Here is a 23,535-nt window from a genome sequence, read left to right as displayed (position 1 = left end):
CGGGAAAAGAAAGACTCCCTGCGTGGCAGGGAGTCTTTTATAGGAAGCAGCATTAGAAGTGCCTGTTGATCCGTCTGCGTTTGAATTGGCTGTTGATCGCGTCTTGCACAGACTGAAACGTGTTCTGATGAATGACCAAATCGACCTTCAGATCGTCCACAGTCGCAGCCATCTCGGCGTTGGTGGCTGTCTGAGTGCGGATGATGTCCAGTCTTTCTTCAATCTCGCTGATCCTGGCATCAAGCCGGTGGAACATCTGGAACAGATCGTTGATCTTGGAATCGAGCGCATCCATTCTGGAATCGAGCGCTTGCACTCTGGAATCGAGAGCATCCATTCTGAAATCGAGAGCTTCCATTCTGGAATCGAGCGCTTCCATTTTGGAATCGAGAGCTTCCATTCTGGAATTGATCAAAATCAACTCGGATTTCACAGCGTCCAACTTTTCGTCGAACGTGAGACTCAGGTTGTCCAACTTGGCGTCGAACGTGAGGCTCAGGTTGTTCAGCTTGGCTTCGAATGTGCGGCTCAGGTTGTCTACTTTGGTATCGAGCAGGCGCGTTTTTTCCAGGACGCTGTCGAGCTTGACCTCTACCATGACGGAGCGGTGATCGAGGACACCGACTCGGTCATCCAGCGAACCCATTTTCCCCTCAAGAGCATGGGTGACTTGCTCCAACGCTGTGAAACGATCTTTAAACTGTTCGATCTCCACACGCATCAGCACGAACTGCGCGTTCATCTCACTGCGGAGGTGGCCGACCTCAGATCGGAACTCCGCGCCCAATTCACCTTTCAGCTCGCGTTTGACCTGTGCAAATTTTTGATCAAACTTTTCATCGAATTTCTGATCAAACTTTTCATCGAATTTCTGATCGAACTTTTCATCAAACTTCAGATCGAACTTCTGGTCAAACTTCTCATCGAACATCCGCTCGATGACATCAGAGACTCTGGTCACAATCACAAGCACCATTTCTTCGTTGGTCATCCAAAACTCCTCCTCAAAAAGAAGTGAAACAGGGATTGCATCTCCCCACCGCACGGGTGCAGAGCGAATCCACGTATTGGAAAGACAAGCCATTCTGAGGAGTTTGAGCCCATAATACTATTCAGCAGTTGAAATGTAAAGAAAATATGCTATCATCGGCAATAGACTTTGCACACCTATTTTCTTGGCACAGGAGGCACCCTGCGACATGCTCACATACCCGGATTACATCACTGCCGTCCAGACCATCGTCGGCGAATACATGCCAAACGAAACGATCCTCACTCCCGAATCGGCCGACCAACTCGGCGAGCGCCTGCTGACAGCAGAGCTCGTCAACCCGCACGAACACAAGCGCGGCCACCACCAAACGGTGCTCGTCTCCCGCGAAAAGGGACAATGGATTCCTGTCACCGTGCATTTCCGCACCGACGACACAGGGCGCATCGACTACGTCCGCATCCACACCAACCGTTTTATTAAAGAATACGGTCAAGCGATATAATCGCCGAAATAAGGGCATCCGCGTGGCAGCGGGTGCCTTTTTGCCTTGCGGACCGCTGTAAAGCGCGACAGGGAAATGGCATCTTGCACGCAGATTTGCTATGATTCTGTATGGAGCATCAGATGAATCGGCAATAGAAGGGGGCGTCCCGTGTGTTTGGACGTGATTGGGATACGTTCTTGCTTCCTTATGAGCAGGCTGTGGAAGAACTGAAAGTCAAGTTTCGCTCGATGCGCACGGAGATCAAACGCAAAGAAGAGTACACGCCGATCGAGTTTGTCACCGGCCGCTTGAAAAAAGTATCTTCGATCATCGAAAAAGCGAAAGTGCTGAACATCCCGCTGGAGCAGGTCGAACTGGTGCCGGATATCGCAGGTCTTCGCATCATGTGCCAGTTCGCGGAAGATATGCACCGCATCGCGGAGCACATCCGCAACCGCAAAGACATGACGGTGGTCGAAGAGCGCGACTATGTGACCAACCGCAAGCCGAGCGGCTACCGCTCCTACCACTTTATCGTCAAATATCCGGTGCAGACGGCCGACGGCGAGAAAGAACTGCTGGCGGAGATCCAATTGCGCACGCTGGCGATGAACTTCTGGGCGACGATCGAGCACTCGTTGAACTACAAATACAAAGGCAACATCCCGGAGCCGGTCAAGGAGCGCCTCGTGCGCGCCGCCGAAGCGTCCTACCACCTCGACGGCGAGATGTCGGCGATCCGCGAAGAGATCAAAGAAGCGCAGGTGCTGTTCGAAACCAAATCGAACACCGTCGAAGAGATCCTCAAAAACCTCGAAAAGATGATCCGCGAAGGCCACATCGAACTGGCGGCCGACTACCACCAACGCTTCCATGAGGCGCAAGGCGGCGACATCGTGAAATTGGTCGAGCTGGCCGACGAGATCAAGCAGACCCTCTGCGGTTTGGTGGACACGGACCGCTCCTATTGATCGACAGACACCACGACAAAAACAAAAAGACCTCTGACTTTTTTGGTCAAGACCCCAATTAGTAGACAGGGATAAAAACACCCTGGTCTAAGCAGCAAGCTGACGTCTGTATTCTACAGGCGTCAGCTTGTTTAGTTTCAGCTGTACGCGTTGTTCGTTGTAGAATCGCATAAACTGTACAATTCTTTTTTGTGCTTCCTCTAAATCTTGTATATGATAGGGATAGAGTGCTTCGCTTTTCAAATGGGAGAAGAAACTCTCTATACAGGCATTGTCTAAGCAATTGCCTTTGCGTGACATGCTACAACGAAGTTGCCGCTTCGTGAGCAGGTCATGGTACTCATGGGACGTATACTGGTATCCTCGATCACTGTGGAGGATAGTCTGATATACGTCTTTCCGTTTTTTCAAGGCCTTACGTACAGTGTTCAGAACCAATGGGTTGTCGTTTCTATGACTTGTGTGGTAGGCGATCACCTCATTGTTGAACAAGTCCAAGATAACCGATAGGTACATCTTCTTGCCTCCGACTCGGATCTGAGTAACATCAGTGACCCACTTCTGGTTCGGGCCTGTTGCACGAAAATCGCGGTTGAGCAGGTTGTCTGCGGTTCTTTCCCCGGCTGCCGCCATCGTATACGCTTTATAACGGTACTTGCGACGAATAACAGATGCCAGTCCCATTTGTTTCATAAGACGGTACACTCGCTTGTGATTGACTTGCATATCGTACTTACGCTGAAGATCCCATTGGATGCGGCGGTACCCATAAGTACCCTTTCTACGCTGGTAAATGGATTGAATCATGTTTTTCAGTGCTTGGTTCTTATCGGGTTGGCATTTGCGTTCGAGATACTTGTAGTAACCGCTCCTAGAGACTTTGAGAGCCTTGCACAACTCTGTTATAGAAAATTGGTGTTTGAGCTCTTCCACTGCCTGATACTTTAGTTGCGTCCCCTCCTCATGCGGATTTCCAAAACCTTTTTTAATGCGGCGTTCTCCACTTCCAATTTGCGAATATATCGCTCGCGGTCAACATACTTCTCCCGCCTCCCACGTTGGTCTATAAGACCAATTTCACCTTCCGTTTTATACTTCCTCATCCAAACTTTGAGACGGTCCAGATCATGAATCCCCAATTGCTCCGTCACCTGTTTTTTCGTCATGCCGTTCAGTCTCATTTCAACTGCTTGTTTCTTCAGATCAAGAGAATACGTGATATGTTTCTGTCCTTTTCTCGACATATGAAAAACCCCCTAAAGTAGACTTCGACGGGAAAGGGGTTTTTCCCATGTGTCTACTATAAGGGGGTCACTTCATTTCCCGGTCAGAGGTCTTTTTTTTGTGCCTAGTGTTTCACCAATGTGGGCGGTCGCGGAATAGGGTAGGGGAGAGAAGGAGGGATTCTCTTGCAGATTCATGTCGTCAAAAGCGGTGAGAGTCTTTGGGGGATCGCACAACGTTACGGCGTGTCCTACCAGAGCATCGCAGAAATCAATCAAATACCCAATCCCGGTCAACTCGTGATCGGGCAATCGATGGTGATCCCGATTGTCGGACAGTATTACTATGTGCAGTCGGGAGATTCCCTGTGGTCGATCTCCAGACGATTTGGGATGAACTACCAAGAACTGGCCCGCATCAATGCCATCTCCGTCGGGTCGCCGCTATCCATCGGCCAGCGGCTCTACATCCCGCGACGTCCGGAGCGCACGGTGGAGGTCAACGCCTATGTCGAGCCGCTCGGCGGGACGGTGACAGAAGCACAGCGCAGAGCGACGCGCGAAGCCTCGCCGTTTTTGACCTATCTCGCCCCGTTCTCGTTCCGCGTCAACCGGGATGCGACGCTGACCCCGCCCCCGCTCGGCGACCTGCCGCAGATCGCCCGTGACAACGGCGTGATCGCGATGATGGTCGTGACCAATCTGGAGCAGGGCCAATTCAGCAACGAGCTCGGCCGCCTGTTCCTGAACAATCCGGCGCTGGCCGACCGTCTGATCGACAACATCATCACGACCGCTAGACGGCTCGGTTTTAACGATGTGCACTTCGACTTTGAGTACTTGCGCCCGGAGGACCGCGAGGCGTACAACAATTTCCTGCGCAAAGCGTCGACGGCGATCCGCGGCGCCGGGTTCCTGTTCTCGACCGCGCTGGCTCCGAAGACCAGCGCCGAGCAAAAGGGAGCCTGGTACGAAGCGCACGACTACCGCTTCCACGGCGAGGTGACCGACTTTGTCGTGATCATGACGTATGAATGGGGCTATTCCGGCGGCCCGCCGATGCCGGTCTCGCCGATCTCCGAGGTGCGCAAAGTGCTGAACTACGCCCTCACCGAAATGCCCGGTTCGAAGATCATGATGGGGCAAAATCTATACGGCTACGACTGGACGCTGCCTTTTGTCGCCGGGGGTCAATACGCCAAAGCCCTGTCGCCGCAAGCGGCCATCGCGTTGGCAGCCCGTGAGAACGTCGCGATCCAATACGATGAAAAAGCGCAAGCCCCGTTCTTCCGCTACCGGGATGATGCGGGCAAAGAGCATGTCGTCTGGTTTGAAGACGCGCGCAGCATGCAGGCCAAATTTGACCTGATCAAAGAACTCGGTCTGCGCGGCATCTCCTATTGGAAGCTCGGCCTGCCGTTCCCGCAAAACTGGGTGCTGCTGGAAGACAATTTTGTGATCAAAAAAGGCCGCTAGGAGCACGAGGCGGATGGTGACGACAGAGCAGGTGCGGGCCAAACTGGAAGAGGTGTTCGACCCGGAGTTGATGATCGACATCGTCAATCTCGGGCTGATCTACGGCATCGGGATCAGCGGCGACGGCCGGGAGGTGCGGATCAAGATGACGCTGACCACGCTCGGCTGCCCGGCGTTTGACAGCATGCGTCAGGAGATCATCGGGCGGGTTGCCGAACTGCCGGGCGTGCAGCAGGTCGATGTGGACTTGACGTTCGACCCGCCGTGGAGCCGGGAAAAGATGTCGGAGGAGGCGCGGACGTTGCTGCGCTATCTGTTTTGATGAAACGGGAAAAAGGACAGCGCTCGCGAGGAGGCTGTCCTTTTTGTTGTGCCGGTCGAACGAGATTTTCAAATGTTGGAAGCAGACGAACTTTCTGCACATATGCTGACAAGAGATACTTGACCAGAGCGGTCAGGATTTGGAAGAGAGGAGGCGCAAAATACGTATGAGCAAACCGCAATTGAAAATCGAAAACCTACATGTCTCCGCCGGCGGCACCCGGATCGTGCAGGGCTTGGATTTGCAGATCAACGGAGGGGAAGTCCACGCGATCATGGGACCGAACGGCACGGGCAAAAGCACGTTGGCAATGGCGTTGATGGGCCATCCGCGCTATGAGGTGACGGCGGGGAGTCTGACGCTCGACGAGCAGAACCTTTTGGAAATGAGGGTCGACGAGCGGGCGCGGGCCGGTCTGTTTTTGGCGATGCAGGAGCCGGGCGAGATCGCAGGCGTGTCCAATGCTAATTTTCTGCGGCTGGCCGTGAACGCACGGGAAGGGCGGGAGGTGCCCGTGCTGCCGTTTCATCGGGGGTTGCTGGCGAAAATGCAGGAGCTTGGCATCGACCCGTCTTTTGCCGACCGCACCCTCAACGAAGGATTTTCCGGCGGCGAGAAAAAGCGCAACGAGATCCTGCAGATGGCCTTGCTCAAGCCGCGCATCGCGATCCTCGACGAGATCGACTCCGGGCTTGATATCGACGCGTTGAAAGCGGTGGCGAAGGCGATCAACGACATGCGGTCGGACCATCTCGGCGTGCTGATCATCACGCATTACCGCCGTCTGCTCGATCACATCGCGCCCGATCATGTGCACGTGTTGAAAAACGGTCGGATCGTCCGGTCGGGCGGCAAGGACCTGGCCGACCTGTTGGAAGAAAAAGGGTACGAGGCTGTGTCGGGAGAGGGGGAGGGCGCCCGATGATCGATGAGGCGAAAGCAACAGAGCGGGTGAGGCGCATCTCCGAATGCCGCCAAGAGCCCGCGTTTCTGCGCGACCTGCGCACGGCGGCATTGGCGGCCGCCCTGCAGATGCCCGCGCCGCCGCAAAGCCCGCTGACGAAGCGGATCGGCGACAGTGGCGTCGACCTGTTTCGCACGCCGACCTCGCTGGCCGTCTGCCTGCCGGGCAACCCGGACACGACGCCGCTGGAAAAAGGGTTTCGCGCCGATTGCGAGAGCCGGATACAGTTCGTCAACGGGCGCAAAACGGCGCATTGCCTGACGACCGAATTGGCCCGCCACGGCATTTTGTTCACCGATCTGGGATTGGCGGCCCGGATGTTTCCCAAGTATGTGGAGAACGATCTGGGCACGGCCTTGCCGTACACGGCGGACCGCTATGCGGCGTTGCAGACGGCGTTGTGGACGGAGGGGCTTTTTTTGTACATCCCGAAAAACGTCCGTGCCGAACAACCGCTCCAAGTCTGGTGGCGGCGCACGGAGAGTGGCGGTCATCTGCATCCGCGCGTGCTGATCGTGGCGGAGGAGGGGAGCGACGTCACGTTGCTGCTCGGTGAAACGTCGCACCTGACCGGGACGGCCGTGTCGCTCGGTCTGACTGAGATTATCGCGAAGTCCAACGCCCGCGTGCGCATCGTTTCGGTGCAGGAGCAGGACGCGAAGATGACGCGGGTGCACCTCCTGCACGCCAAAGCCGCCCGCGGTGCCCGCGTCGAAGTGCTGACAGCCGATCTCGGTGCAGGCTACCACAGCGCCGACCTCAAGGCGGAGCTGAGCGGCGACGGGGCGGCCGCGACGTTCGATGCAGTTTGCTTGGGCAGCGGACAGCGGCATCTCGACCTGACCCTGACCGCTCACCACAAGGGCCGCCACACCGACAGCCGGATGCGGGCGCATGCGCTGGCGACAGGAGAGGCGAACCTGCAGATTCAGACGGTCTCGCAGATCGACAAAGGGGCGGTCAAGGCCCGTTCGATCCAAGAGGAGCGGATGATCTTGCTCGATCCGACTGCCCGTGCGCAGGCGGTGCCGACTCTTTATATAGAGGAAGAGGACGTTCAATGCGATCATGCGCTCTCCGTCGGGCCGCTCCCGGATGATCCGATGTTCTACCTGATGGCCCGGGGGCTGAGCGAGACGGAGGCAAAGCGGCTGCTCTTGTGCGGCTTCCTGCAGCCGTTCGCCAAAGCGTTGCCGTTTCAAGGGATGGTCCCTGCGCTCGACGGCTGGCTCGACCGGCACATCGACGACCGGGCGAAGGAGTTGAGCCCGCGATGAACGATCCCGACCGCCGCGTCCTGCGCGACGATTTCCCGCTGCTCGCCCGCTCTTCGCACGGCAAACCGCTCGTCTACCTCGACAGCGCGGCCACCTCGCAAAAGCCGCAACTCGTGCTCGACACGCTCGACCGCTGCTATCGGCTGCACAACGCCAACGTCCACCGCGGCGTCTACGAACTGGCCGCCGAAGCGACCGACCTCTACGAAGCGGCCCGGGAAAAAACAGCCCGCTTCCTCGGCGCGCCGTCCGGGCAGCAGATCGTCTTCACGCGCGGCACCACCGAATCGCTGAACCTCGTCGCGTTTGGTTACGCGATGCCGCGCCTGCAGCCGGGCGATGAGATCGTCACCACCTTGGCGGAGCATCACAGCAATCTCGTCCCGTGGCAGCAGGTCGCCAAACGCACCGGCGCCCGGTTGACATTTCTCCCGCTCCTGCCCGACGGCACGCTCGATCTGGAGGCGGCAGAAAAAAAGATCAACCCCCGTACCAAGCTCGTCACCATCGCCCACGTCTCCAACGTGCTCGGCACCGTCCACCCGATCCGCCGTCTCGCCGACCTCGCCCATCGCGTCGGAGCCGCCCTTGTGGTCGACGCCGCGCAGTCGGTGCCGCAGCGGCTGGTGGACGTGATGGCGCTCGATTGCGACTTTCTCGCCTTTTCCGGGCACAAAGCGTACGGCCCGACCGGAGTGGGCGTGCTGTACGGCAAGCGGGAGATGTTGCAGAGGACCGACCCGCTCCTCTTTGGCGGCGAGATGATCGACCGCGTGGAACTGACCGACTCCACGTGGAAAGACGCGCCTTGGAAATTGGAAGCGGGCACGCCGCCGATCCTGCAGGCGATCGGACTCGGGGCAGCTCTCGACTATCTGTCCGGGATCGGCATGGATCGCATCCACCGCGCCGTCCAAGACCTCACCCGCTACGCGTACGTGTCTCTCGCAGACCTCGAAGGCATCTCCCTCTACGGTCCGGGACCGGGCACAGAGCGCGGCGACCTGCTCACCTTCAACCTCGGGGACATCCACCCGCACGACATCGCCACCGTGCTCGACAGCGAAGGGATCGCCGTGCGCGCCGGACACCACTGTTGCCAGCAGGCGATGCGTTGGCTTGGGGTGCCAGCGACAGTCCGGGCCAGTTTTGCCCTCTATAACACGCGTGCGGACGTCGACCGACTCGTCGACGGGCTGCGCAAGGCGAAGGAGTTGTTTCAGGCATGAACCTGCAAGACCTCTACCGCCACGTCATCCTCGACCACAGCCAACGCCCGCGCAACCGCCATGCCCTTGCGAACGCCCTCGCCGTCCGGTTGCTCAACCCGACCTGCGGCGACGAAGTGACGCTTTATCTCACCGTCGAGCAGGGTGTGGTCGCCGACGCTTCCTTCGAAGGGGTCGGCTGCTCGATCTCGATCGCCTCGGCTTCCATGCTGACCGAGGCGGTCCGAGGACTGCCGCTGTCCGAAGCGCTCGTACTCAGCCGTGCATTTCGCCGGCTCGTCCAAGGCGAAGACGCGGACGTGACAAAGCTCGGCGATCTCGAAGCGCTCAGCGGCGTGCGACAGTTTCCGGCAAGGATCAAATGCGCCCTGCTCGCGTGGAACGCGCTGGAGCAAGGCATCAGGGGGGAACCGGATGAGCCGTGAACACGACAACGACAAACACAACGACAAAGACAAAAAACAACGTCTCGACCTGCCTGAGTACCGATACGGATTTCGCGACCGCGACATCTCGGTCGTCAAATTCCAGAAAGGTCTGACCCGCAAAACGGTCGAAGCGATCTCCGCCATGAAAAACGAGCCAGGGTGGATGACCGATTTTCGCCTTCGTGCCCTGGAGCTGTTTGAAAAGATGCCGATGCCGCAGTGGGGCGGCGATCTCACCGGCCTCGACTTTGACAATATTACCTATTATGTCAAACCGTCCGAAGGGCAAGGTAAGACGTGGGAAGAGGTGCCCGAAGAGATCAAAGACACGTTTGAAAAGCTTGGCATCCCGGAGGCGGAGCGCAAATTTCTCGCCGGGGTCTCCGCCCAGTACGAGTCGGAAGTCGTCTACCATTCGATGCAAAAAGAGCTGGCCGATCAAGGTGTCCTCTTTACCGACACCGACTCCGCCTTGCGCGATCACCCGGAGATTTTTAAAAAATACTTCGGCACCGTCATCCCGCCTGTCGACAACAAATTTGCCGCGCTCAACTCCGCCGTCTGGTCGGGCGGCTCGTTCGTCTATGTGCCAAAAGGCGTCCGCTGCGAGGTGCCGTTGCAGGCGTATTTTCGGATCAACTCGGAAAACATGGGCCAGTTTGAGCGCACGCTGATCATCGCCGAAGAGGACAGTTTCGTGCATTATGTAGAGGGCTGCACCGCACCGATCTACTCCACCGACTCCCTGCACGCGGCGGTCGTCGAGATCCTCGTCAAGGACCGGGCCCGTTGCCGCTACACGACGATCCAAAACTGGGCGCCGAACATCTACAACCTCGTCACGAAACGAGCCGTCGCCCGCACCGACGCGACGATGGAGTGGGTCGACGGCAACATCGGCTCCAAACTGACGATGAAATACCCTGCCGTCTATATGACCGGCCCCCGCGCCAAAGGGACGATCCTCTCCATCGCCGTCGCAGGCAGCGGCCAGCATCAAGACGCCGGAGCAAAAGTCGTCCACCTCGCGCCGGGCTGCACCTCGACGGTGCTTTCCAAATCGATCTCCAAACAGGGCGGCAAAACCACGTACCGCGGTCTCTGTGAATTCGGCCCCAAAGCGGCAGGATCAAAAGCGAGCATCAAATGCGACACGTTGATCTTCGACGACGCATCGGTTGCCGACACGATCCCGGTCAACAAGATCCGCACCGATGACGTGACGCTGGAGCACGAAGCCAGCGTCTCGAAAGTGTCGGAGGACCAGCTCTTCTACCTGATGAGCCGCGGTCTCAGCGAAGAAGACGCCACCCAACTGATCGTGATGGGCTTTCTCGAACCGTTTACCCGCGAGCTGCCGATGGAGTACGCCGTCGAGATGAACCGCTTGATCAAATTTGAAATGAAAGGCTCCATCGGCTGACCGTCCTTCTCGTGCAGGACGGTTTTCTTTATTTTCTGATAAATAATGTACAGGCTCTTCAAATTATTTCATGTATGATTTGGAATGATTTACAAAGGGGTCAATATACTGAGAGTGTGAGTGAAGGGTATTTACAAAATAAATCCTTACAAAGTGTTGGATGAATGGAATGGGGGAGATCAAATGGCAGATTCTGCCCACTATAAGCCTTCTCGTTTTAACTTTAAGACGCGCAATGAAAACGGCGATCTCGTCGTCTACAACTCCTACACCGGCGTCGTGGGCGTGGTGCCGGAAGAGGATCAGGCGACAGTCGAAGCGGCGCTGAAGCCGCAAGCGGTGCTCACGGAGTTGGACGGCATCCTCGCCGATCTCAAAGAAGGCGGGCTGCTGGTGGCGGCGGAGGAAGATGAGTTTGCCAAAGCGGACGATCTGCACCGCGAGCTGTTCGAGCGCGATGACCTGTTTGAGCTGACGATCATGCCGACGGAGGAATGCAACTTCCGCTGCGTGTACTGTTACGAGGACTTCGCGGTCAAAGAGATGAAGCCGGAGATTCGCGAGGGGATCAAAAATTTGGTCGCCGAGCGCGCGCCGCACATCAAATACCTGAACATCTCCTGGTTTGGCGGCGAACCGACCGAGGCGCCGGATGTGATCTTGGAGCTGTCGGCATACTTTTTGGAACTTTGCGAAAAGTACGGCATCCAATACTCCTCGGCGATGACGACAAACGGCTACAACCTCAAGCCGGACCTGTTCAAAAAGCTGGTTGACGACTGCCGCATCACCTCCTACAACATCACGCTGGACGGCTGCGGCGAAGAGCACGACAAGCGTCGAATCAAAAAAGGCGGCGGAGCGACGTTCGAGACGATCCTCTCCAATTTAAAGGCGATGAAGGAGACCGACTACGAGTATCACTGCCAACTGCGCACTAATTTTGACAAAAACTCGCTCGACGAAGTGCCGCGCCTGATGGACTATCTGCTCGACGTGTTTGACGGCGACCCGCGCTTCCCGGTCTACTACCGCAACATCGGCAAATGGGGCGGACCGAACGATGAGTCGCTGGAGGTGTGCGACGGCTCGCAAGGCATCAAAGAGATGTTCTCCTTGCACAAGAAAGCGAAAGACAAAGGGCTGTCACTGGCGGTGATCGAGAACATCATCGCGCCGCACTCCCACGTCTGCTACGCAGCGTTGCCGTTCCACTTTGTCATCGGGGCCAACGGGCTTGTCCGCAAATGCACAGTCGCACTGGACCTGGCGGAAAATCACGTCGGGCAGCTCGACGAGACCGGCAACCTGAACCTGAACGAGGAGCGGTTCAACCTCTGGGTGGAGGCGAACGAGACGGTCGACAGCGGGTGTCAGAAATGTTTCTTCCGCCCGTCTTGTCAAGGCGCGGCCTGCCCGCTGGAGCGGATTCAAAACGGCATCCAGCCTTGCCCGCCGACGAAAACGCATATGAAATACGCGCTCGACGTCCTGACATCCTGACATTCCGATGCCTTGAAAGGAGGTGATCTCGCATGAAATGGATCGTCAAAGCAGCGCAAGAGCGCAAAGCGACCGGCAACAACAACAACTGCAACTGCTAATCGGGTTGCCCGGTGAACGAAACGAAGGAGGTGAGCGGGGATGAAATGGATCGTCAAAGCAGCGCAAGAGCGCAAAGCGACCGGTAACAACAACAACTGCAACTGCGGTTGATCCACGCTTCGTTCGATTCGTAAAAGGAGGTGAGCGGGGATGAAATGGATCGTCAAAGCAACGCAAGAGCGCAAAGCGACCGGCAACAACAACAACTGCAACTGCTAATCACAGCACGGCCTACATAGGGCCTTGACTGCGTGATGCATAGCACCGGGAAAAACGTCCTGCAGGGGCGTTTTTCCCTGTACATACGGGTATACACAGAACCGCGAAAGGGTGATTTTCTCATGAGCAGTTCCGATCGGATACGCTTCGCCCTCGACACGGAGCCGTTTCGGTTCCATCCGACGGCGGATGTCAATTTTGCCGAGTATCACGTGATGCGGGCCCTGTACGACACGCTGCTGGAAGTCGACAGCGCGATGGAGGTGCAACCTCATCTCGCCGAGCGTTGGGAACAGGAATCGCCGACGGCGTACCGTTTTCACCTGAGAGCCGGTGTTTCGTTTCAGGACGGCGTGCGGCTGACCGCGCACGATGCGGTCTGGAGTCTGAATCGGTTGCGCGGCAACGATTCGGCGCAGAGTTCGGCGCTGTCGTTTGTCGAGGACGTCGAAGCGGTGGACGAACTGACCTTCCGCGTGCGCCTTCACAAACCGCACGCGCCGTTTCTCGCCAGCCTCGCCTCCAATGCCGGGATGATCTTTTCCACGCGAAATATCGTGGTGCCGGACGAGGGGGCGGGCGAACCGCTGACGGTGCCGGTCGGCACCGGCCCGTTCTGCTTCGTCGCCAAAACGCCGTCTGCCGTGCAACTGGCGCGATACGACGGGTACTGGGGCCGCGATGAGTCGGGCACGGCCTTGCCCTATGCGGCGGGACTTGAGCTGCCGTGGTACGAAAACGGGACGCAGATGCTGGCGGCGTTGGAGCAAGGGGAGTTGACGGTGATCAACGAAGTGCCGTACGCGCGCGTACCGGAACTTCGCGAGCGGCAGGACCTGGCGTTCGACGCCATCGCCTCCCACGGCTACAACGGCGTGCGGTTGAATTGCGCACGGCCGCCTTTTGACAGCAAACCGCTGCGCCAAGCGTTCGCCGCCGCCGTCGACCGCGAGCGGATGCTGGCCGAGGTCAATCTCGGCGTCGGCTATGCGATGCACGGCCCGATCCCGCCCGCGAGCTTTGCTTATGACGGCGAGTACCGCCCGTTCACAGGCGACCGCGAGCAGGTGCGGGCACGGCTTTTGGAGGCGGGCTGCCCGGACGGGTATTCCTTCACCATCCTGATCCCCACCGAGCAGATGCGGAAAATGGTCTCGTACATGGGCGATCAACTGCGAGCCTGCGGAATCGAGATGAAGATCGAAGTCCGTCCGATGTCCGATCTGTACGACGCCTTGCAAAGCGGCGACTATGACGCGCTCTTTCTCGGCGCGTCGGGCGGAACCGACCCGGACGAGGTGCTGTATCCGCTCTTTCACTCCGCGGGCAGCCAAAACCGGATGAGCTACGCCAATCCGGAACTCGACGCCGTGCTCGAACGGTGCCGCGTCGAAGCGGACCGCGACACGCGCATCCTGCTGTATCGGGCGGCTCAGCAGATCATCGTCGAGGACTCGCCGTTTATCTTTACCCGCAGCGGCCTGTCGATCATCGCCAAACAGAAGGGTGTGCACGGGCTCGACCCGCACCCGGACCTTGGCATCCGCTGGCAGCGCATCCGGCTCCCGGACGGGGAGACGGAGCGATGAGTTACGCCGCCCTTTTGAAAAATCGGGATTTTCGGGCGTTGCTCGCGTCGCAGTCGTTTTCCAAGATCGGCGACATGCTGACCGGGATCGCCTTGCCGCTCCTGATCTTTGAGCGCACCGGTTCGGCGATGTCGATGGCGTTCATGATGGCCGCCTACTGGTTGCCGCCGATCTTGTTCGCCCCGTTTTTCGGCCTGTATGTCGACCGGGTCGACCGCAAGCGCCTGATGGTGATCACCGACATCGTGCGGCTCGTGCTGACCGTCCTGATCCCGCTGATGCCGTCGATGCCGCTGCTCTACGCGCTCTGCTTTGTGATCGCCTCGACGGGGCGGCTGTTCGATCTGGCCAAGGTCGGGCTGACTGTGCAGGTGGTGGAGCGCGACCAACTCCTCACCGCCAGCTCGCTGGTGCAAAGCCTCGACAATCTGTTCACGATCCTCGGACCGATCATCGCCGGCGCGGCCATCGCGGCGCTGGGCTTTGAGTGGCCGTTCTATCTCGACGGCCTTACCTTTCTGATCTCCGGCCTGCTCCTGTTGCGCGTGCGCATCCCGCCGCTGGAGCGTTCCACCGTGCGCGAACCGTTGCGGGAGAAAATGCGGCGCGATTTCCGGGAGGGCACGGCGCATATCAAAAAGACGCCGGCTCTGCTGTTCTCGATGACGCTGTTTCCGTTCGTGATGATGTTTGCGATGCCGACCAACGTGCTGTTTTACCCGCTGTTTCAAGGGGAACTCGGAGCGGACAGCCGGATGATCGGGCTGGCCGTGTCCTTGTTTGGCATCTTCACGATCCTCGGCTCGCTCGTCTCGCCGCGATTGAACCGTTCGTTCAACCGGATCTATCTGATGCAGACCGGGCTGTTTCTGTTTGGCGCCTCCTCGGTAGGTCTGGCCCTGTCGGACGATCTGATCACCGCGCTGTGCTTTTACGCGGCAGGCGCGTTTTTCAATGGGTTTGTCAATCCGCTGAACCAAGCCTTGCGCCAGGAAAACACGCCGGTCGAGTTGATGGGGCGGGTGACCGGCATGTACGGCTCGCTCGTCACCTCGCTGTCGATGGTGACGATGCTGGCGGCCGGTGTGCTCGGCGACCAACTCGGGGCGCGCACGCTGTATCTCTACGCGTCGATCGGCTACGGAGCGACCGCGCTGCTCGCCTTTTTCTCACCGTGGTACCGGTCGGTGCGCGATCAGTATCGCATCCCGTCCGCCACAGACCCTGCACAAGAAAAAAGTCCGGCTTCTCTGTAGAAGCCGGACTTTTTCCGTTCAACTATGTTGGGCATTTCTCTCGTGACTTATCGTACCAGTCGGATCGCTGAAATTACAGTGTCGAAAGTCATTTTCCCCATATGACGATGGTCATATTATTCGTTTGCCAAACGACGTACCGCCACGACGATGAAATCGGCAGGTTTAGCCAGCTTGTCCAAAGGACAAACTAGGACTGTTGCAAGTGAATCTGACCGACAAACGCTTGCTTGGCGCGACATCAGTATCATTCCTCGCTCGTATCCTCGCGATTCCGTGAATGCGTGTTCTCCGCAGCGGCTTGAGGAGAACTCGAGAAGAGAGTAGTATAAGGACATCGAGAGCGACACGCAATCGAGACGCCAAGCCAAGCAGCGCGGCACATATGAAAGCAGCGAACCTATGCACAATGTTCTTATAGAAGCAACTTTCCTGCGGTGCTCGTTAGGGCTCTTATGTTTTGAACCTTGAGTGTTTCTAGGGAGACGGAACTCGTCTGTCGCTGACAGGCCCACCTCTTGCTTGCAAGACGATTGGGAAGTCAAAAACGGCGAAGAGTCACCCACCTGCGAGAGCGGGTTCTGGAACACGGGGTCCGACGGCACGCGCGGGGCTTACATACCGCATTGGAGAGCGGCCTGACCTATTGGAGGTCAGGCCGCTTTTTTCTGTTTTTTTTCACATCTTTTGACCAAACGGACGGTTGACGTTTTAGACCCGCTATTCTAAAATAGAAAACAAGAAATGAATGGACACTCATTCATTGAGGTGAGAGAGATCGCACAGAAGAAAAACAGTGAAAAATATGAAGCGATCCTGAGCGCCGCCGTCAAGGTGATCGGTCAAGCCGGTTATCACAACGCTCCGATCTCCAAGATCGCGCGCGAAGCCGGGGTCGCCGACGGAACTGTCTATTTGTATTTCAAGAACAAAGAGGACATCTTAATCTCGATCCTGCGCGAGACGATCGGCACGATTGTCGACCGGATTCAGGAAGAGTTGCCCGGCGTGGAAGATCCGGTGAAAGCGCTTCATCTCGTCGTCACCGTCTATTTTGAAACGCTGGGCAAGAGCACCGACTTGGCGATGTTTACGCAAGTGCACCTGCGTCAGTCGAACGCCGAGATGCGCAAGCAGATCGGCGAGATCATCCGTCCCTACTACAGCATCATCGACGACATCATCCGGATGGGCGTCGACAGCGGCGAGTTCCGCGACCATGATCTGCGCATCGCCCGCCGCATGATCTTCGGCACGATGGATGAGACGGTGACCGCATGGATACTTACCGGGGCGAAGTACGATCTGTTATCATTGATTCAGCCGGTCCGCGACATCATGATCGGCGGACTCAGCAAAAAATAGCAAGCACATCCTTGAACAATCCAGTTGGTTGAAAGGAGCTACACCGATGAACATTTTCGTGTGCCTCAAACAAACGTTTGATACCGAGGAAAAGATCGTCGTCGAAGGCGGCAAGGTAAAAGAAGACGGCGTGCGTTTTGTCATGAACCCGTACGATGAGTACGCTGTCGAAGAGGCGATCAAGCTGCGCGACGCTAACGGCGGTTCTGTCACCGTCGTCACCATCGGCCCGGAGCGCGCACAAGAAGCGCTGCGCACCGCTCTTGCGATGGGCGCTGACGAAGCGGTTCTGATCTCCGACGAGTCGCTGTTTGGCGATGAGTTCACCGCTTCCAACGTGCTGGCGGCGTACTTCAAAGACAAGTCGTACGACATCATCCTCACCGGCAACCAAGCGGTAGACAGCGGCTCCGGTCAAACGGCGATCCGCCTCGCGGAACTGCTGAACATCCCGCACATCGGCACCGTCACCGGCCTTGAGATCAACGGCACCGACGTCACCGCACAGCGCGACGCAGAAGGCGACCTGGAAGTCGTCGGCGGCAAACTGCCGCTGCTCATCACCGCGCAGCAAGGTCTCAACGACCCGCGCTACCCGTCCCTGATCGGCATCCGCAAAGCGAACAAAAAGCCGCTGGAAACTCCGGTTGCCGGCGATCTGGGCGTATCCGGCGACGCAGTCGCTGCCAAATCTTCCGTCCTCGAAACGTTCCTGCCGCCGTCCAAAGCGGCTGGTCGCATCCTCGAAGGCGACAACGCAGCTCGCGTGACCGAACTGGTCAACCTGCTGAAAAACGACGCAAAAGTCCTGTAAAAATAGAGACCGTCCGATAGAGAGGAGCATCATTCATGAGCAGAAAGATTCTCGTCCTGGCAGACCTCCGCAACGGCGGTGTGCGCAACGTGACCTTCGAAGCGCTGAGCGCAGCGAAAAACATCTCGGAAGGCGGCGAAGTATCGGTAGCCGTCCTTAGCAACAACGCAGCAGTCAACACCGGTGAGTTCGCTCATTACGGCGCTGACAAAGTCTACGTCGTCAACAACGCGGCACTGGAGAACTACGTGCCGGACGCATACGCGGCAGCTCTCGAAGCTGTGATCAAAGAAGCGGGGGCAAACGTCGTCTTCCTGGCGCACTCCGCGATCGGTCGCGACCTCGCGCCGAAACTGGCAGCTCGCTTTGGCGCAGGTGCTGTGTCTGATATCATCAACGTCGAACTGGATGGCGGCAACCTCGTGTTCACCCGCCCGATCTACGCGGGCAAAGCGTTCACCAAGAACACCGTCAACTCCGACCTGATCTTTGCGACGATCCGCCCGAACAACCTGACCAAGTCCGAGCCGGACACCTCCCGCTCTGCTGAGACGGTCAACCTGTCTGTCGATCTCCCGGCTGACTCCCTGCGCACCTTCATCAAAGAAGTGGTGAAAAAGTCTACCGGCGGCGTCGACCTGTCCGAAGCGAAAATCATCGTCTCCGGCGGTCGCGGCGTTAAATCGGCTGACGGCTTCAAGCCGCTCCAAGAGCTGGCTGACGTCCTCGGCGCGGCAGTCGGCGCATCCCGCGGTGCATGCGACGCAGAATACTGCGACTACGCGTTGCAGATCGGCCAAACCGGCAAAGTCGTCACCCCGGACCTGTACATCGCAGCGGGCATCTCCGGCGCGATCCAGCATCTTGCTGGCATGTCCAACTCGAAAGTCATCGTCGCGATCAACAAAGATCCGGAAGCTCCGATCTTCAAAGTCGCTGACTACGGCATCGTCGGCGATCTGTTCGAGATCGTGCCGATCCTGACCGAAGAGCTGAAAAAAGCATTGGCTGAGTAAGACGCAAAAGACCCTCTCGCGAACAGGCGAGAGGGTCTTTTTTTGCCTTGTCTGCTCTTACCGGATCGCGCCGACCGGGCCGCCGGGGCCGGACGGTGTGACCACCAGCGGCGCTTGGATGCCGCGCGTGACAGAGATCGAATTGGGCTTGATCTCTTCCGAATCGCCGAGGATGACCACGGCGGAAGACGAGACGTTGTTGATCTTGATGGCGCCGACTTGCAGATCGGCGTTGGTGATGTGCATCTTGATCTTCATCGCGCTTTCACTCCTCGAATGTTCGGTTCGAATGCTTCGAGGTACTCTTCACCGAGGGTGTTGGAATCCCGAACGTCTTCATCCACCTGATTGGCATAGTGGAGGCGGGTGTTTACGGGCTTTTGCGTTTCTTCCGTCACGAAACTAGCCGCTCCGCGATAGCCGGAATACGCTTCGGCGTAGTCGAACGGCTCGATCACCGGCGCGTCGCCTACCTGCAGGACGGAGGAGAACGAGATGTTCAGTACCGTCATGTGGCCAACGATCACTTGCCTTTGTCGATCTCGCTTGATCATCGGGGTGCTCTCTAGACGCCCGCTGCCGTGTTCGTATCGATGCCGTCTGCGTCGAACGTATTCACGTTGCTGATCCCGTTGATCGAGACAGGGAAGTCGCCGGTCAGACCGCCGCCTGATCCGCTGTACGATTTGGATGCTGATTTCGGGGCTACAAACCCGGTGTCGCCAAAGCTGACGTTGCCGCCGGAAACGCTGATGATTTTGATGGGTCCCCCCACAAGGGCTGGCATATCGGTATCGCTCCTTCAGTTGTAGTTACTAGATAGAATATGTGATTTCGCGCTTGTCGGTGTCCGAGACGCTCACAATTGGACAAAGACTCAGCGGATCGAACCGACCGGACCGCCGGGGCCGGCAGTCGGCACGACGGTGGCGGTGCTGAGCCCGCGTGTGATCGAGACAACTTTCGGGTAAAAACTTTCGGCGTCGCCAAAGATCACGATGGAGGAGGAAGAGACGGAGTTGATCTTGACGCCGCCGACGTGCAGGTCGGCATTTTGCACATGCATGTTGAGTTTCATCGCGCTGCTTCACCTCGAATGTTCGGCGTGTAAGTGACCACCTTTTCGCCGATGATGTTGAAGTTAATCGGGTCTTCATCGAGCTGATTGTCAAAGTTGAGTCGGGTTTTGTTTGGCGGGGCCACCTCTTCCGTCTTGAAACTGGGTTCACCTCGGTACCCGGAGTAGGCTTCGGCGTACGTGAAGGGATGGCAATCACCGTAGACGTCGCCGACTTGCAGCACAGAGCTGAAAAAGACGGTCAGGGCCTGCACGTTTTGGACATACACTTGTTTTTTTCGGTCGCGTGCGATCATCGGGAGACTCCCTTTTGTGAGATGTGATTCCTTCATAGGCTATTGCACGGCGGGTGCAAAGGTTCACGTTAGGCGGGCGCCCCGCATAGATTGCCTATATCCAAGAAGTTGTCAGCAAAGGTGGTGTCGTCTTGCCGGCCATAGTAGGGAACTTGAAAGTGATCAACGTCTCCTCCGGCGGCGTTCTGCACATCGGGGATACCGGGTTTATCTCGCCGAAGACGACCGCCAAGACGTATTCCGGTTCCGGTTCTTTTAACACGGGTGATTTCCCGCAGACCTATAACGTGGTCAGTTCCACGAACACGAACGATAACGACTTGGTCGACGACAATGTCTTTTCGGCATTTTGACGGCAGGAGGTGGAGGGATGCGCGTCACGCAAAAGATCTCGATCGGCACTTTGCGGATCAACTCGATGAGCAACTCCTCGATTGTGCAGGTCGGCACCAGCGGCTCGATCAAATCGCACGCCGAAGATATCAAAGAGTACATCCCGCAACAACAGGCCCATCAAAAGCTGGAGAGCAAGATCACCAAAGAGGTGAAACCGATCTTGAACAAAGAAGGCTTGCCCGTCAAAGAGGCCGCCCCGTTCCCCCCGAACGCGGGTACGGGGAACGGGATGGGAGACGGATACAGCGCTGTGTACCAGACGGAGAACGGCACGGTCCTGAACGGCGACGAAATGACCGGCTCGGCGGCACGAAAAAAACGTACCTGAACGCGTGTCAGGTACGTTTTTTTGTTCGTTTGGCGGCTTTTTTCTGCCGAGCCGCCTCTTGGCGTTCTTCTTGAAATCGCCGGAGTCCATACACGTGGTCCAACTCATACGAGTACTCACGGGCAGCCGCAAAATAGGCTTCCCTTGCAGCCGTGCACGTCGGCGACTCCTGACCGTGGGGGCAGGCCTCCTGACGCCGTTCCACCGCTGCCAGCACGCGGGCGTAGTACGGATAAACAGGGTCCTGTTCCCCGAACGGCGGCGGGGTGAGCACATTCCAGAACGGATCGTCAAAGAAAACCTGCCCGGTCAAAAGCGGCGAGGCCTCTTGATATTCGGGCCTTACGACACCAAACCCCGGCGGTGTGGGGATGACCAAGAAATCGGGTCGGTTCGCCAACTCGCGAAAATACTCAAACAGCGGCCCGCGGTCGCGTCGTTTCTTTCTTCGTTTTCCCATCGGCCGAGCCTCCCTGCCTGCATGATCTCTCTTGGCAGTCTATGCATGGAGGGCGGGCAGGGGCGACTGTGCCGATCCTTATTTCTCCTGGATCTCGACCGATTGGATCACGACGTCTTCGGTCGGCTTGCTCTTTTCACCGGTCTCGCTCTGACCGACCGGCGTGGAGGCGATCGCCTGCACCGCTTCCATGCCGCCGACCACTTCGCCAAACACGGTGTAGTTCGGCTGCTTGTTCAGCGAGACCACGCCTTCGCCGGTGCCGATGAAGAACTGGCTGCCGTTGGTGTTCGGACCTGCGTTCGCCATCGCGACGATGCCGGGCGCATACGGTTTGGCCGGCGGCAGTTCATCGGCAAATTTGTAGCCGGGGCCGCCCCGACCGTTGCCGAGCGGGTCGCCGGTCTGGATCATGAACTCTTTGATGATGCGGTGAAACTTGACCCCGTCATAGAAATGATCTTTGGCGAGGAAGACGAAGTTGTTGACTGTGTTCGGTGCTTGGTCATCCAGCAACTTGATCGTCACGTCGCCTTTGCTGGTCTTGAGGACGGCGGTGTATTCTTTCGATTTGTCGATCGCCATCGCCGGCGGTTCTTTGTAGGTTTTGGACTTGGTTTGCTCGGTGGCGGACTGCTCCGGGGCGGTGTCCTTGGCCGGGGTGTTCGGTTCTGCGTTGTCGGTGCCGCAACCGGTCAAAAGGCCGGTTGCTACGGCGGTCGCGAGCAGGGCGGTGGTCCATTTGCGTTTGTTCATCTTGGGTCAGTGCCTCCATTTCTTGCCACATTGTCTCTCTAATTGTAACACAAAAAAAGACAGCACCGATGATTCGGTGCTGCCCGGAGGCCGTCGAGGTTCCGTCCCACAGGTAACGGAACGCTTAGAGAACGTCGATCTTCGCAACCAGTGCGACCAGGACTTGCAAGAGAGCCTGGATGTTGACGGCGATGTCCGTGTCGGTCGTGGTGACGCGGACGCATTGGGAATTGAGGATAAGCGTTTTTTGTTTGTTGATCTGCTTGGTTTCGATCTTTTGAAGCAGATCTTGCGTGACTGCTTCCGCTTTGTCGCTGTCTGCGATCGTCAGCGAGAGCACGAGGGCGATGGCCACTTGGAGAGCCGCTTGCAGATTGACCGCAGCTTGTGTGTCGGTCGTGTGCACTTCCACATCAGCCGAGTTGCGGATGATGATGCACTCTTCGGATACTTGCAGGTCCTCGATGTCTTGATCCGCATCTTGGTCGACCGTCGTGTCATCAGCGACGCGGTCGTGACCGCGGTTGGAAGTGGAAGACAGAGAACGCATGCCCGTCGAGCGGCGACGCTTATGCGTGTGTTTTTTCCCTTTCATGTAGGAAACCCTCCTTTTTTCGTGATTAGAGAATGTCGATTTTGGCGACCAGCGAGACCAGGATTTGCAGCAGCGCTTGGATGTTCACAGATACATCCGTGTCGGTCGTGACGACGCGCACGCCGCGCGAGTGTTCGATGACCGTGCGTTGGTTGTTGATCTGTTTGCTTTCGATGCGTTGGAACAGATCTTGGCGTACTTTTTCCGCTTGGTCACTGTCTGCGATGGTGATGCTCAGGACCAGTGCGATCGCCAGTTGCAAAGCGACCTGCAGGTTGACCGCCGCTTGCGTGTCGGTCGTTTTGACTTCGACATCAAAGGAATCCTTGATGACGATCAACTCTCTAGAAATTTGCACCGTCTCGGTGACTTGGTCAGCATCTTGCACGACTTCTTCGTCTCGGCACAGGGGATGACGCCCGCCCGAGAGCGCAGACCATTTTTCCACGTTGATTTCCCTCCTCGTTTGTCTTTACTGTCATGCTATGTGGGACGGGGACAATCGGTATAGACAAGTATCCACGGGCATTCGCACAATTTGGCGGTTTTGCCGAGGGGCTATCAAAAAGCCGCGATGGCGGAGCATCGCGGCTTTTCCTGTGCGGGTGTTTAGTTGTTTTTCTTGAAGCCGAGCCGGCGGCGTTTGCTTTTGGGGGCCACAGCCGAGTGGAGACTTGGAGTCGAGGCGGGGGCCGCCTTTCGTTGCGGCGGGTCGGGCAGCCGATCTCTCTTCGTGGCGGCCGGGGGCTGTTGTTTCTCTTCGGATTGCACCTTCAGGAATTGGTCGACCTGTTTTTTCAGATCCTCGACGAGGTCTTTCACCTGCTGTTTTTGTTCTGCCGTGAGACCGCGGGTGCGATCCGTTGTGACACCGTGCTTATTGAAGGTGTCGGCGATGATCAGATCGCTCAAGCTTTTGGACACTTTGTCGACGTCGCTCATCGGAAATCCTCCTTCGCAAGGCTTTTACT

30 protein-coding genes and 1 other RNA gene are annotated in these 23,535 nt (G+C 57.5%); 18 read left to right on the top strand and 13 right to left on the bottom strand.

Annotation, left to right across the window (positions count from 1 at the left end; translation table 11 throughout):
• Nucleotides 1–52 precede the first annotated feature (52 nt).
• Nucleotides 53–991, bottom strand: coding sequence for a coiled-coil domain-containing protein (locus tag OS242_RS08780; protein ID WP_267151301.1), 939 nt, complete (start codon nucleotides 989–991; stop codon nucleotides 53–55).
• 208 nt (nucleotides 992–1,199) lie between these two features.
• Between OS242_RS08780 and OS242_RS08775 the strand changes: the two genes are divergently transcribed.
• Both OS242_RS08775 and OS242_RS08770 read left to right on the top strand, forming a co-directional pair.
• Nucleotides 1,200–1,496, top strand: a complete 297-nt coding sequence (locus OS242_RS08775) for a hypothetical protein (RefSeq protein WP_267151300.1) — start codon at nucleotides 1,200–1,202, stop codon at nucleotides 1,494–1,496.
• Between the two features lie 152 nt (nucleotides 1,497–1,648).
• Nucleotides 1,649–2,449, top strand: a complete 801-nt coding sequence (locus OS242_RS08770; RefSeq protein ID WP_267151299.1) for a GTP pyrophosphokinase — start codon at nucleotides 1,649–1,651, stop codon at nucleotides 2,447–2,449.
• A gap of 87 nt (nucleotides 2,450–2,536) precedes the next feature.
• Here OS242_RS08770 and OS242_RS08765 read toward each other — a convergent pair whose 3' ends face one another.
• On the bottom strand, nucleotides 2,537–3,382 hold the full coding sequence (locus tag OS242_RS08765) for an IS3 family transposase (protein ID WP_267151298.1): 846 nt from the start codon (nucleotides 3,380–3,382) through the stop codon (nucleotides 2,537–2,539).
• An 11-nt stretch (nucleotides 3,383–3,393) separates the two neighbouring features.
• Nucleotides 3,394–3,693, bottom strand: a complete 300-nt coding sequence (locus tag OS242_RS08760; RefSeq protein WP_267151297.1) for a helix-turn-helix domain-containing protein — start codon at nucleotides 3,691–3,693, stop codon at nucleotides 3,394–3,396.
• A gap of 165 nt (nucleotides 3,694–3,858) precedes the next feature.
• Here OS242_RS08760 and OS242_RS08755 point away from each other — a divergent pair, with 165 nt between their 5' ends.
• The 14 genes from OS242_RS08755 (at nucleotide 3,859) to OS242_RS08690 (ending at nucleotide 18,655) form a co-directional block, all read left to right on the top strand.
• Nucleotides 3,859–5,148, top strand: coding sequence for a glycoside hydrolase family 18 protein (locus tag OS242_RS08755; protein WP_267151296.1), 1,290 nt, complete (start codon nucleotides 3,859–3,861; stop codon nucleotides 5,146–5,148).
• Between the two features lie 13 nt (nucleotides 5,149–5,161).
• A complete protein-coding gene (locus OS242_RS08750) occupies nucleotides 5,162–5,470 on the top strand; it encodes a metal-sulfur cluster assembly factor (RefSeq protein ID WP_267151295.1) in 309 nt (102 codons plus the stop codon).
• Nucleotides 5,471–5,636: 166 nt separating this feature from the next.
• Nucleotides 5,637–6,395: a Fe-S cluster assembly ATPase SufC gene (gene sufC, locus OS242_RS08745; protein ID WP_267151294.1), complete on the top strand. Its 759-nt coding sequence runs from the start codon at nucleotides 5,637–5,639 to the stop codon at nucleotides 6,393–6,395.
• Complete coding sequence (locus OS242_RS08740) at nucleotides 6,392–7,711, top strand: SufB/SufD family protein (protein ID WP_267151293.1); 1,320 nt, start codon at nucleotides 6,392–6,394, stop codon at nucleotides 7,709–7,711. Before sufC ends, OS242_RS08740 begins: the two co-directional genes overlap by 4 nt.
• Nucleotides 7,708–8,940, top strand: coding sequence for a cysteine desulfurase (locus OS242_RS08735; protein ID WP_267151292.1), 1,233 nt, complete (start codon nucleotides 7,708–7,710; stop codon nucleotides 8,938–8,940). The genes OS242_RS08740 and OS242_RS08735 overlap by 4 nt, the downstream gene beginning before the upstream one ends.
• A complete protein-coding gene (sufU, locus tag OS242_RS08730) occupies nucleotides 8,937–9,365 on the top strand; it encodes a Fe-S cluster assembly sulfur transfer protein SufU (RefSeq protein ID WP_267151291.1) in 429 nt (142 codons plus the stop codon). Before OS242_RS08735 ends, sufU begins: the two co-directional genes overlap by 4 nt.
• Nucleotides 9,355–10,791, top strand: a complete 1,437-nt coding sequence (gene sufB / locus OS242_RS08725) for a Fe-S cluster assembly protein SufB (RefSeq protein ID WP_267151290.1) — start codon at nucleotides 9,355–9,357, stop codon at nucleotides 10,789–10,791. The genes sufU and sufB overlap by 11 nt, the downstream gene beginning before the upstream one ends.
• 183 nt (nucleotides 10,792–10,974) lie before the next feature.
• The gene (locus OS242_RS08720) at nucleotides 10,975–12,294 is read left to right on the top strand and encodes a radical SAM/SPASM domain-containing protein (RefSeq protein ID WP_267151289.1); all 1,320 of its coding nucleotides are present in this window, start codon (nucleotides 10,975–10,977) and stop codon (nucleotides 12,292–12,294) included.
• A 443-nt stretch (nucleotides 12,295–12,737) separates the two neighbouring features.
• Nucleotides 12,738–14,204: an ABC transporter substrate-binding protein gene (locus tag OS242_RS08715; RefSeq protein ID WP_267151288.1), complete on the top strand. Its 1,467-nt coding sequence runs from the start codon at nucleotides 12,738–12,740 to the stop codon at nucleotides 14,202–14,204.
• On the top strand, nucleotides 14,201–15,460 hold the full coding sequence (locus tag OS242_RS08710; RefSeq protein ID WP_267151287.1) for an MFS transporter: 1,260 nt from the start codon (nucleotides 14,201–14,203) through the stop codon (nucleotides 15,458–15,460). Before OS242_RS08715 ends, OS242_RS08710 begins: the two co-directional genes overlap by 4 nt.
• A gap of 426 nt (nucleotides 15,461–15,886) precedes the next feature.
• Nucleotides 15,887–16,078: non-coding RNA, 6S RNA (gene ssrS, locus OS242_RS08705), on the top strand.
• 150 nt (nucleotides 16,079–16,228) lie between these two features.
• Complete coding sequence (locus OS242_RS08700) at nucleotides 16,229–16,825, top strand: TetR/AcrR family transcriptional regulator (protein ID WP_267151286.1); 597 nt, start codon at nucleotides 16,229–16,231, stop codon at nucleotides 16,823–16,825.
• 46 nt (nucleotides 16,826–16,871) lie between these two features.
• Nucleotides 16,872–17,639, top strand: coding sequence for an electron transfer flavoprotein subunit beta/FixA family protein (locus OS242_RS08695; RefSeq protein ID WP_267151285.1), 768 nt, complete (start codon nucleotides 16,872–16,874; stop codon nucleotides 17,637–17,639).
• Nucleotides 17,640–17,674: 35 nt separating this feature from the next.
• Nucleotides 17,675–18,655 (top strand): electron transfer flavoprotein subunit alpha/FixB family protein, encoded by a 981-nt coding sequence (locus tag OS242_RS08690; protein ID WP_267151284.1) that lies wholly within the window; start codon nucleotides 17,675–17,677, stop codon nucleotides 18,653–18,655.
• Between the two features lie 57 nt (nucleotides 18,656–18,712).
• Here OS242_RS08690 and OS242_RS08685 read toward each other — a convergent pair whose 3' ends face one another.
• The 5 genes from OS242_RS08685 to OS242_RS08665 all read right to left on the bottom strand — a co-directional run bounded on the left by OS242_RS08685 (nucleotide 18,713) and on the right by OS242_RS08665 (nucleotide 20,029).
• Complete coding sequence (locus OS242_RS08685) at nucleotides 18,713–18,913, bottom strand: hypothetical protein (RefSeq protein ID WP_267151283.1); 201 nt, start codon at nucleotides 18,911–18,913, stop codon at nucleotides 18,713–18,715.
• On the bottom strand, nucleotides 18,910–19,209 hold the full coding sequence (locus tag OS242_RS08680; protein WP_267151282.1) for a hypothetical protein: 300 nt from the start codon (nucleotides 19,207–19,209) through the stop codon (nucleotides 18,910–18,912). Before OS242_RS08680 ends, OS242_RS08685 begins: the two co-directional genes overlap by 4 nt.
• A gap of 11 nt (nucleotides 19,210–19,220) precedes the next feature.
• Complete coding sequence (locus OS242_RS08675) at nucleotides 19,221–19,442, bottom strand: spore germination protein (RefSeq protein ID WP_267151281.1); 222 nt, start codon at nucleotides 19,440–19,442, stop codon at nucleotides 19,221–19,223.
• 90 nt (nucleotides 19,443–19,532) lie between these two features.
• A complete protein-coding gene (locus tag OS242_RS08670) occupies nucleotides 19,533–19,733 on the bottom strand; it encodes a hypothetical protein (RefSeq protein ID WP_267151280.1) in 201 nt (66 codons plus the stop codon).
• Nucleotides 19,730–20,029, bottom strand: a complete 300-nt coding sequence (locus tag OS242_RS08665; RefSeq protein WP_267151279.1) for a hypothetical protein — start codon at nucleotides 20,027–20,029, stop codon at nucleotides 19,730–19,732. The genes OS242_RS08670 and OS242_RS08665 overlap by 4 nt, the downstream gene beginning before the upstream one ends.
• 131 nt (nucleotides 20,030–20,160) lie before the next feature.
• Here OS242_RS08665 and OS242_RS08660 point away from each other — a divergent pair, with 131 nt between their 5' ends.
• Both OS242_RS08660 and OS242_RS08655 read left to right on the top strand, forming a co-directional pair.
• A complete protein-coding gene (locus OS242_RS08660; protein WP_267151278.1) occupies nucleotides 20,161–20,382 on the top strand; it encodes a spore germination protein in 222 nt (73 codons plus the stop codon).
• A 17-nt stretch (nucleotides 20,383–20,399) separates the two neighbouring features.
• Nucleotides 20,400–20,753, top strand: coding sequence for a spore germination protein GerPB (locus OS242_RS08655; RefSeq protein ID WP_267151277.1), 354 nt, complete (start codon nucleotides 20,400–20,402; stop codon nucleotides 20,751–20,753).
• Between the two features lie 7 nt (nucleotides 20,754–20,760).
• On the opposite strand, the gene OS242_RS08650 is transcribed toward OS242_RS08655, so the two are convergent.
• The 5 genes from OS242_RS08650 to OS242_RS08630 form a co-directional block, all read right to left on the bottom strand.
• Entirely contained in the window at nucleotides 20,761–21,213 is a 453-nt protein-coding gene (locus OS242_RS08650; protein ID WP_267151276.1) for a hypothetical protein, read from the bottom strand.
• A gap of 78 nt (nucleotides 21,214–21,291) precedes the next feature.
• Nucleotides 21,292–21,969: a peptidylprolyl isomerase gene (locus OS242_RS08645; protein ID WP_323372924.1), complete on the bottom strand. Its 678-nt coding sequence runs from the start codon at nucleotides 21,967–21,969 to the stop codon at nucleotides 21,292–21,294.
• 124 nt (nucleotides 21,970–22,093) lie between these two features.
• Complete coding sequence (locus tag OS242_RS08640; RefSeq protein ID WP_267151275.1) at nucleotides 22,094–22,564, bottom strand: spore coat protein; 471 nt, start codon at nucleotides 22,562–22,564, stop codon at nucleotides 22,094–22,096.
• A 25-nt stretch (nucleotides 22,565–22,589) separates the two neighbouring features.
• Nucleotides 22,590–23,018: a spore coat protein gene (locus OS242_RS08635; RefSeq protein ID WP_407702105.1), complete on the bottom strand. Its 429-nt coding sequence runs from the start codon at nucleotides 23,016–23,018 to the stop codon at nucleotides 22,590–22,592.
• Between the two features lie 155 nt (nucleotides 23,019–23,173).
• Nucleotides 23,174–23,506, bottom strand: coding sequence for a hypothetical protein (locus tag OS242_RS08630; RefSeq protein WP_267151273.1), 333 nt, complete (start codon nucleotides 23,504–23,506; stop codon nucleotides 23,174–23,176).
• Between the last annotated feature and the right edge of the window lie 29 nt (nucleotides 23,507–23,535).

The organism is Tumebacillus lacus, from assembly GCF_026410385.1.
In the GTDB taxonomy this organism is placed as follows: domain Bacteria; phylum Bacillota; class Bacilli; order Tumebacillales; family Tumebacillaceae; genus Tumebacillus; species Tumebacillus lacus.
Note: the sequence above shows the minus strand (reverse complement) of the source record. Positions and strands in the feature narration are given on the sequence as shown.

What these genes read in the sequence shown, in the direction of transcription:
- OS242_RS08715 (WP_267151288.1), top strand. Translation starts at nt 12,738, where the DNA reads ATGAGCAGTTCCGATCGGATACGCTTCGCCCTCGACACGGAGCCGTTT.
- OS242_RS08750 (WP_267151295.1), top strand. Translation starts at nt 5,162, where the DNA reads ATGGTGACGACAGAGCAGGTGCGGGCCAAACTGGAAGAGGTGTTCGAC.
- OS242_RS08695 (WP_267151285.1), top strand. Translation starts at nt 16,872, where the DNA reads ATGAACATTTTCGTGTGCCTCAAACAAACGTTTGATACCGAGGAAAAG.
- OS242_RS08650 (WP_267151276.1), bottom strand. Translation starts at nt 21,213, where the DNA reads ATGGGAAAACGAAGAAAGAAACGACGCGACCGCGGGCCGCTGTTTGAG.
- OS242_RS08780 (WP_267151301.1), bottom strand. Translation starts at nt 991, where the DNA reads ATGACCAACGAAGAAATGGTGCTTGTGATTGTGACCAGAGTCTCTGAT.
- OS242_RS08645 (WP_323372924.1), bottom strand. Translation starts at nt 21,969, where the DNA reads ATGAACAAACGCAAATGGACCACCGCCCTGCTCGCGACCGCCGTAGCA.
- OS242_RS08775 (WP_267151300.1), top strand. Translation starts at nt 1,200, where the DNA reads ATGCTCACATACCCGGATTACATCACTGCCGTCCAGACCATCGTCGGC.
- OS242_RS08640 (WP_267151275.1), bottom strand. Translation starts at nt 22,564, where the DNA reads ATGAAAGGGAAAAAACACACGCATAAGCGTCGCCGCTCGACGGGCATG.
- OS242_RS08685 (WP_267151283.1), bottom strand. Translation starts at nt 18,913, where the DNA reads ATGAAGATCAAGATGCACATCACCAACGCCGATCTGCAAGTCGGCGCC.
- OS242_RS08665 (WP_267151279.1), bottom strand. Translation starts at nt 20,029, where the DNA reads ATGATCGCACGCGACCGAAAAAAACAAGTGTATGTCCAAAACGTGCAG.
- sufU (WP_267151291.1), top strand. Translation starts at nt 8,937, where the DNA reads ATGAACCTGCAAGACCTCTACCGCCACGTCATCCTCGACCACAGCCAA.
- OS242_RS08680 (WP_267151282.1), bottom strand. Translation starts at nt 19,209, where the DNA reads ATGATCAAGCGAGATCGACAAAGGCAAGTGATCGTTGGCCACATGACG.
- OS242_RS08655 (WP_267151277.1), top strand. Translation starts at nt 20,400, where the DNA reads ATGCGCGTCACGCAAAAGATCTCGATCGGCACTTTGCGGATCAACTCG.
- OS242_RS08720 (WP_267151289.1), top strand. Translation starts at nt 10,975, where the DNA reads ATGGCAGATTCTGCCCACTATAAGCCTTCTCGTTTTAACTTTAAGACG.
- OS242_RS08675 (WP_267151281.1), bottom strand. Translation starts at nt 19,442, where the DNA reads ATGCCAGCCCTTGTGGGGGGACCCATCAAAATCATCAGCGTTTCCGGC.
- OS242_RS08630 (WP_267151273.1), bottom strand. Translation starts at nt 23,506, where the DNA reads ATGAGCGACGTCGACAAAGTGTCCAAAAGCTTGAGCGATCTGATCATC.
- sufC (WP_267151294.1), top strand. Translation starts at nt 5,637, where the DNA reads ATGAGCAAACCGCAATTGAAAATCGAAAACCTACATGTCTCCGCCGGC.
- OS242_RS08760 (WP_267151297.1), bottom strand. Translation starts at nt 3,693, where the DNA reads ATGTCGAGAAAAGGACAGAAACATATCACGTATTCTCTTGATCTGAAG.
- sufB (WP_267151290.1), top strand. Translation starts at nt 9,355, where the DNA reads ATGAGCCGTGAACACGACAACGACAAACACAACGACAAAGACAAAAAA.
- OS242_RS08710 (WP_267151287.1), top strand. Translation starts at nt 14,201, where the DNA reads ATGAGTTACGCCGCCCTTTTGAAAAATCGGGATTTTCGGGCGTTGCTC.
- OS242_RS08735 (WP_267151292.1), top strand. Translation starts at nt 7,708, where the DNA reads ATGAACGATCCCGACCGCCGCGTCCTGCGCGACGATTTCCCGCTGCTC.
- OS242_RS08690 (WP_267151284.1), top strand. Translation starts at nt 17,675, where the DNA reads ATGAGCAGAAAGATTCTCGTCCTGGCAGACCTCCGCAACGGCGGTGTG.
- OS242_RS08740 (WP_267151293.1), top strand. Translation starts at nt 6,392, where the DNA reads ATGATCGATGAGGCGAAAGCAACAGAGCGGGTGAGGCGCATCTCCGAA.
- OS242_RS08670 (WP_267151280.1), bottom strand. Translation starts at nt 19,733, where the DNA reads ATGAAACTCAACATGCATGTGCAAAATGCCGACCTGCACGTCGGCGGC.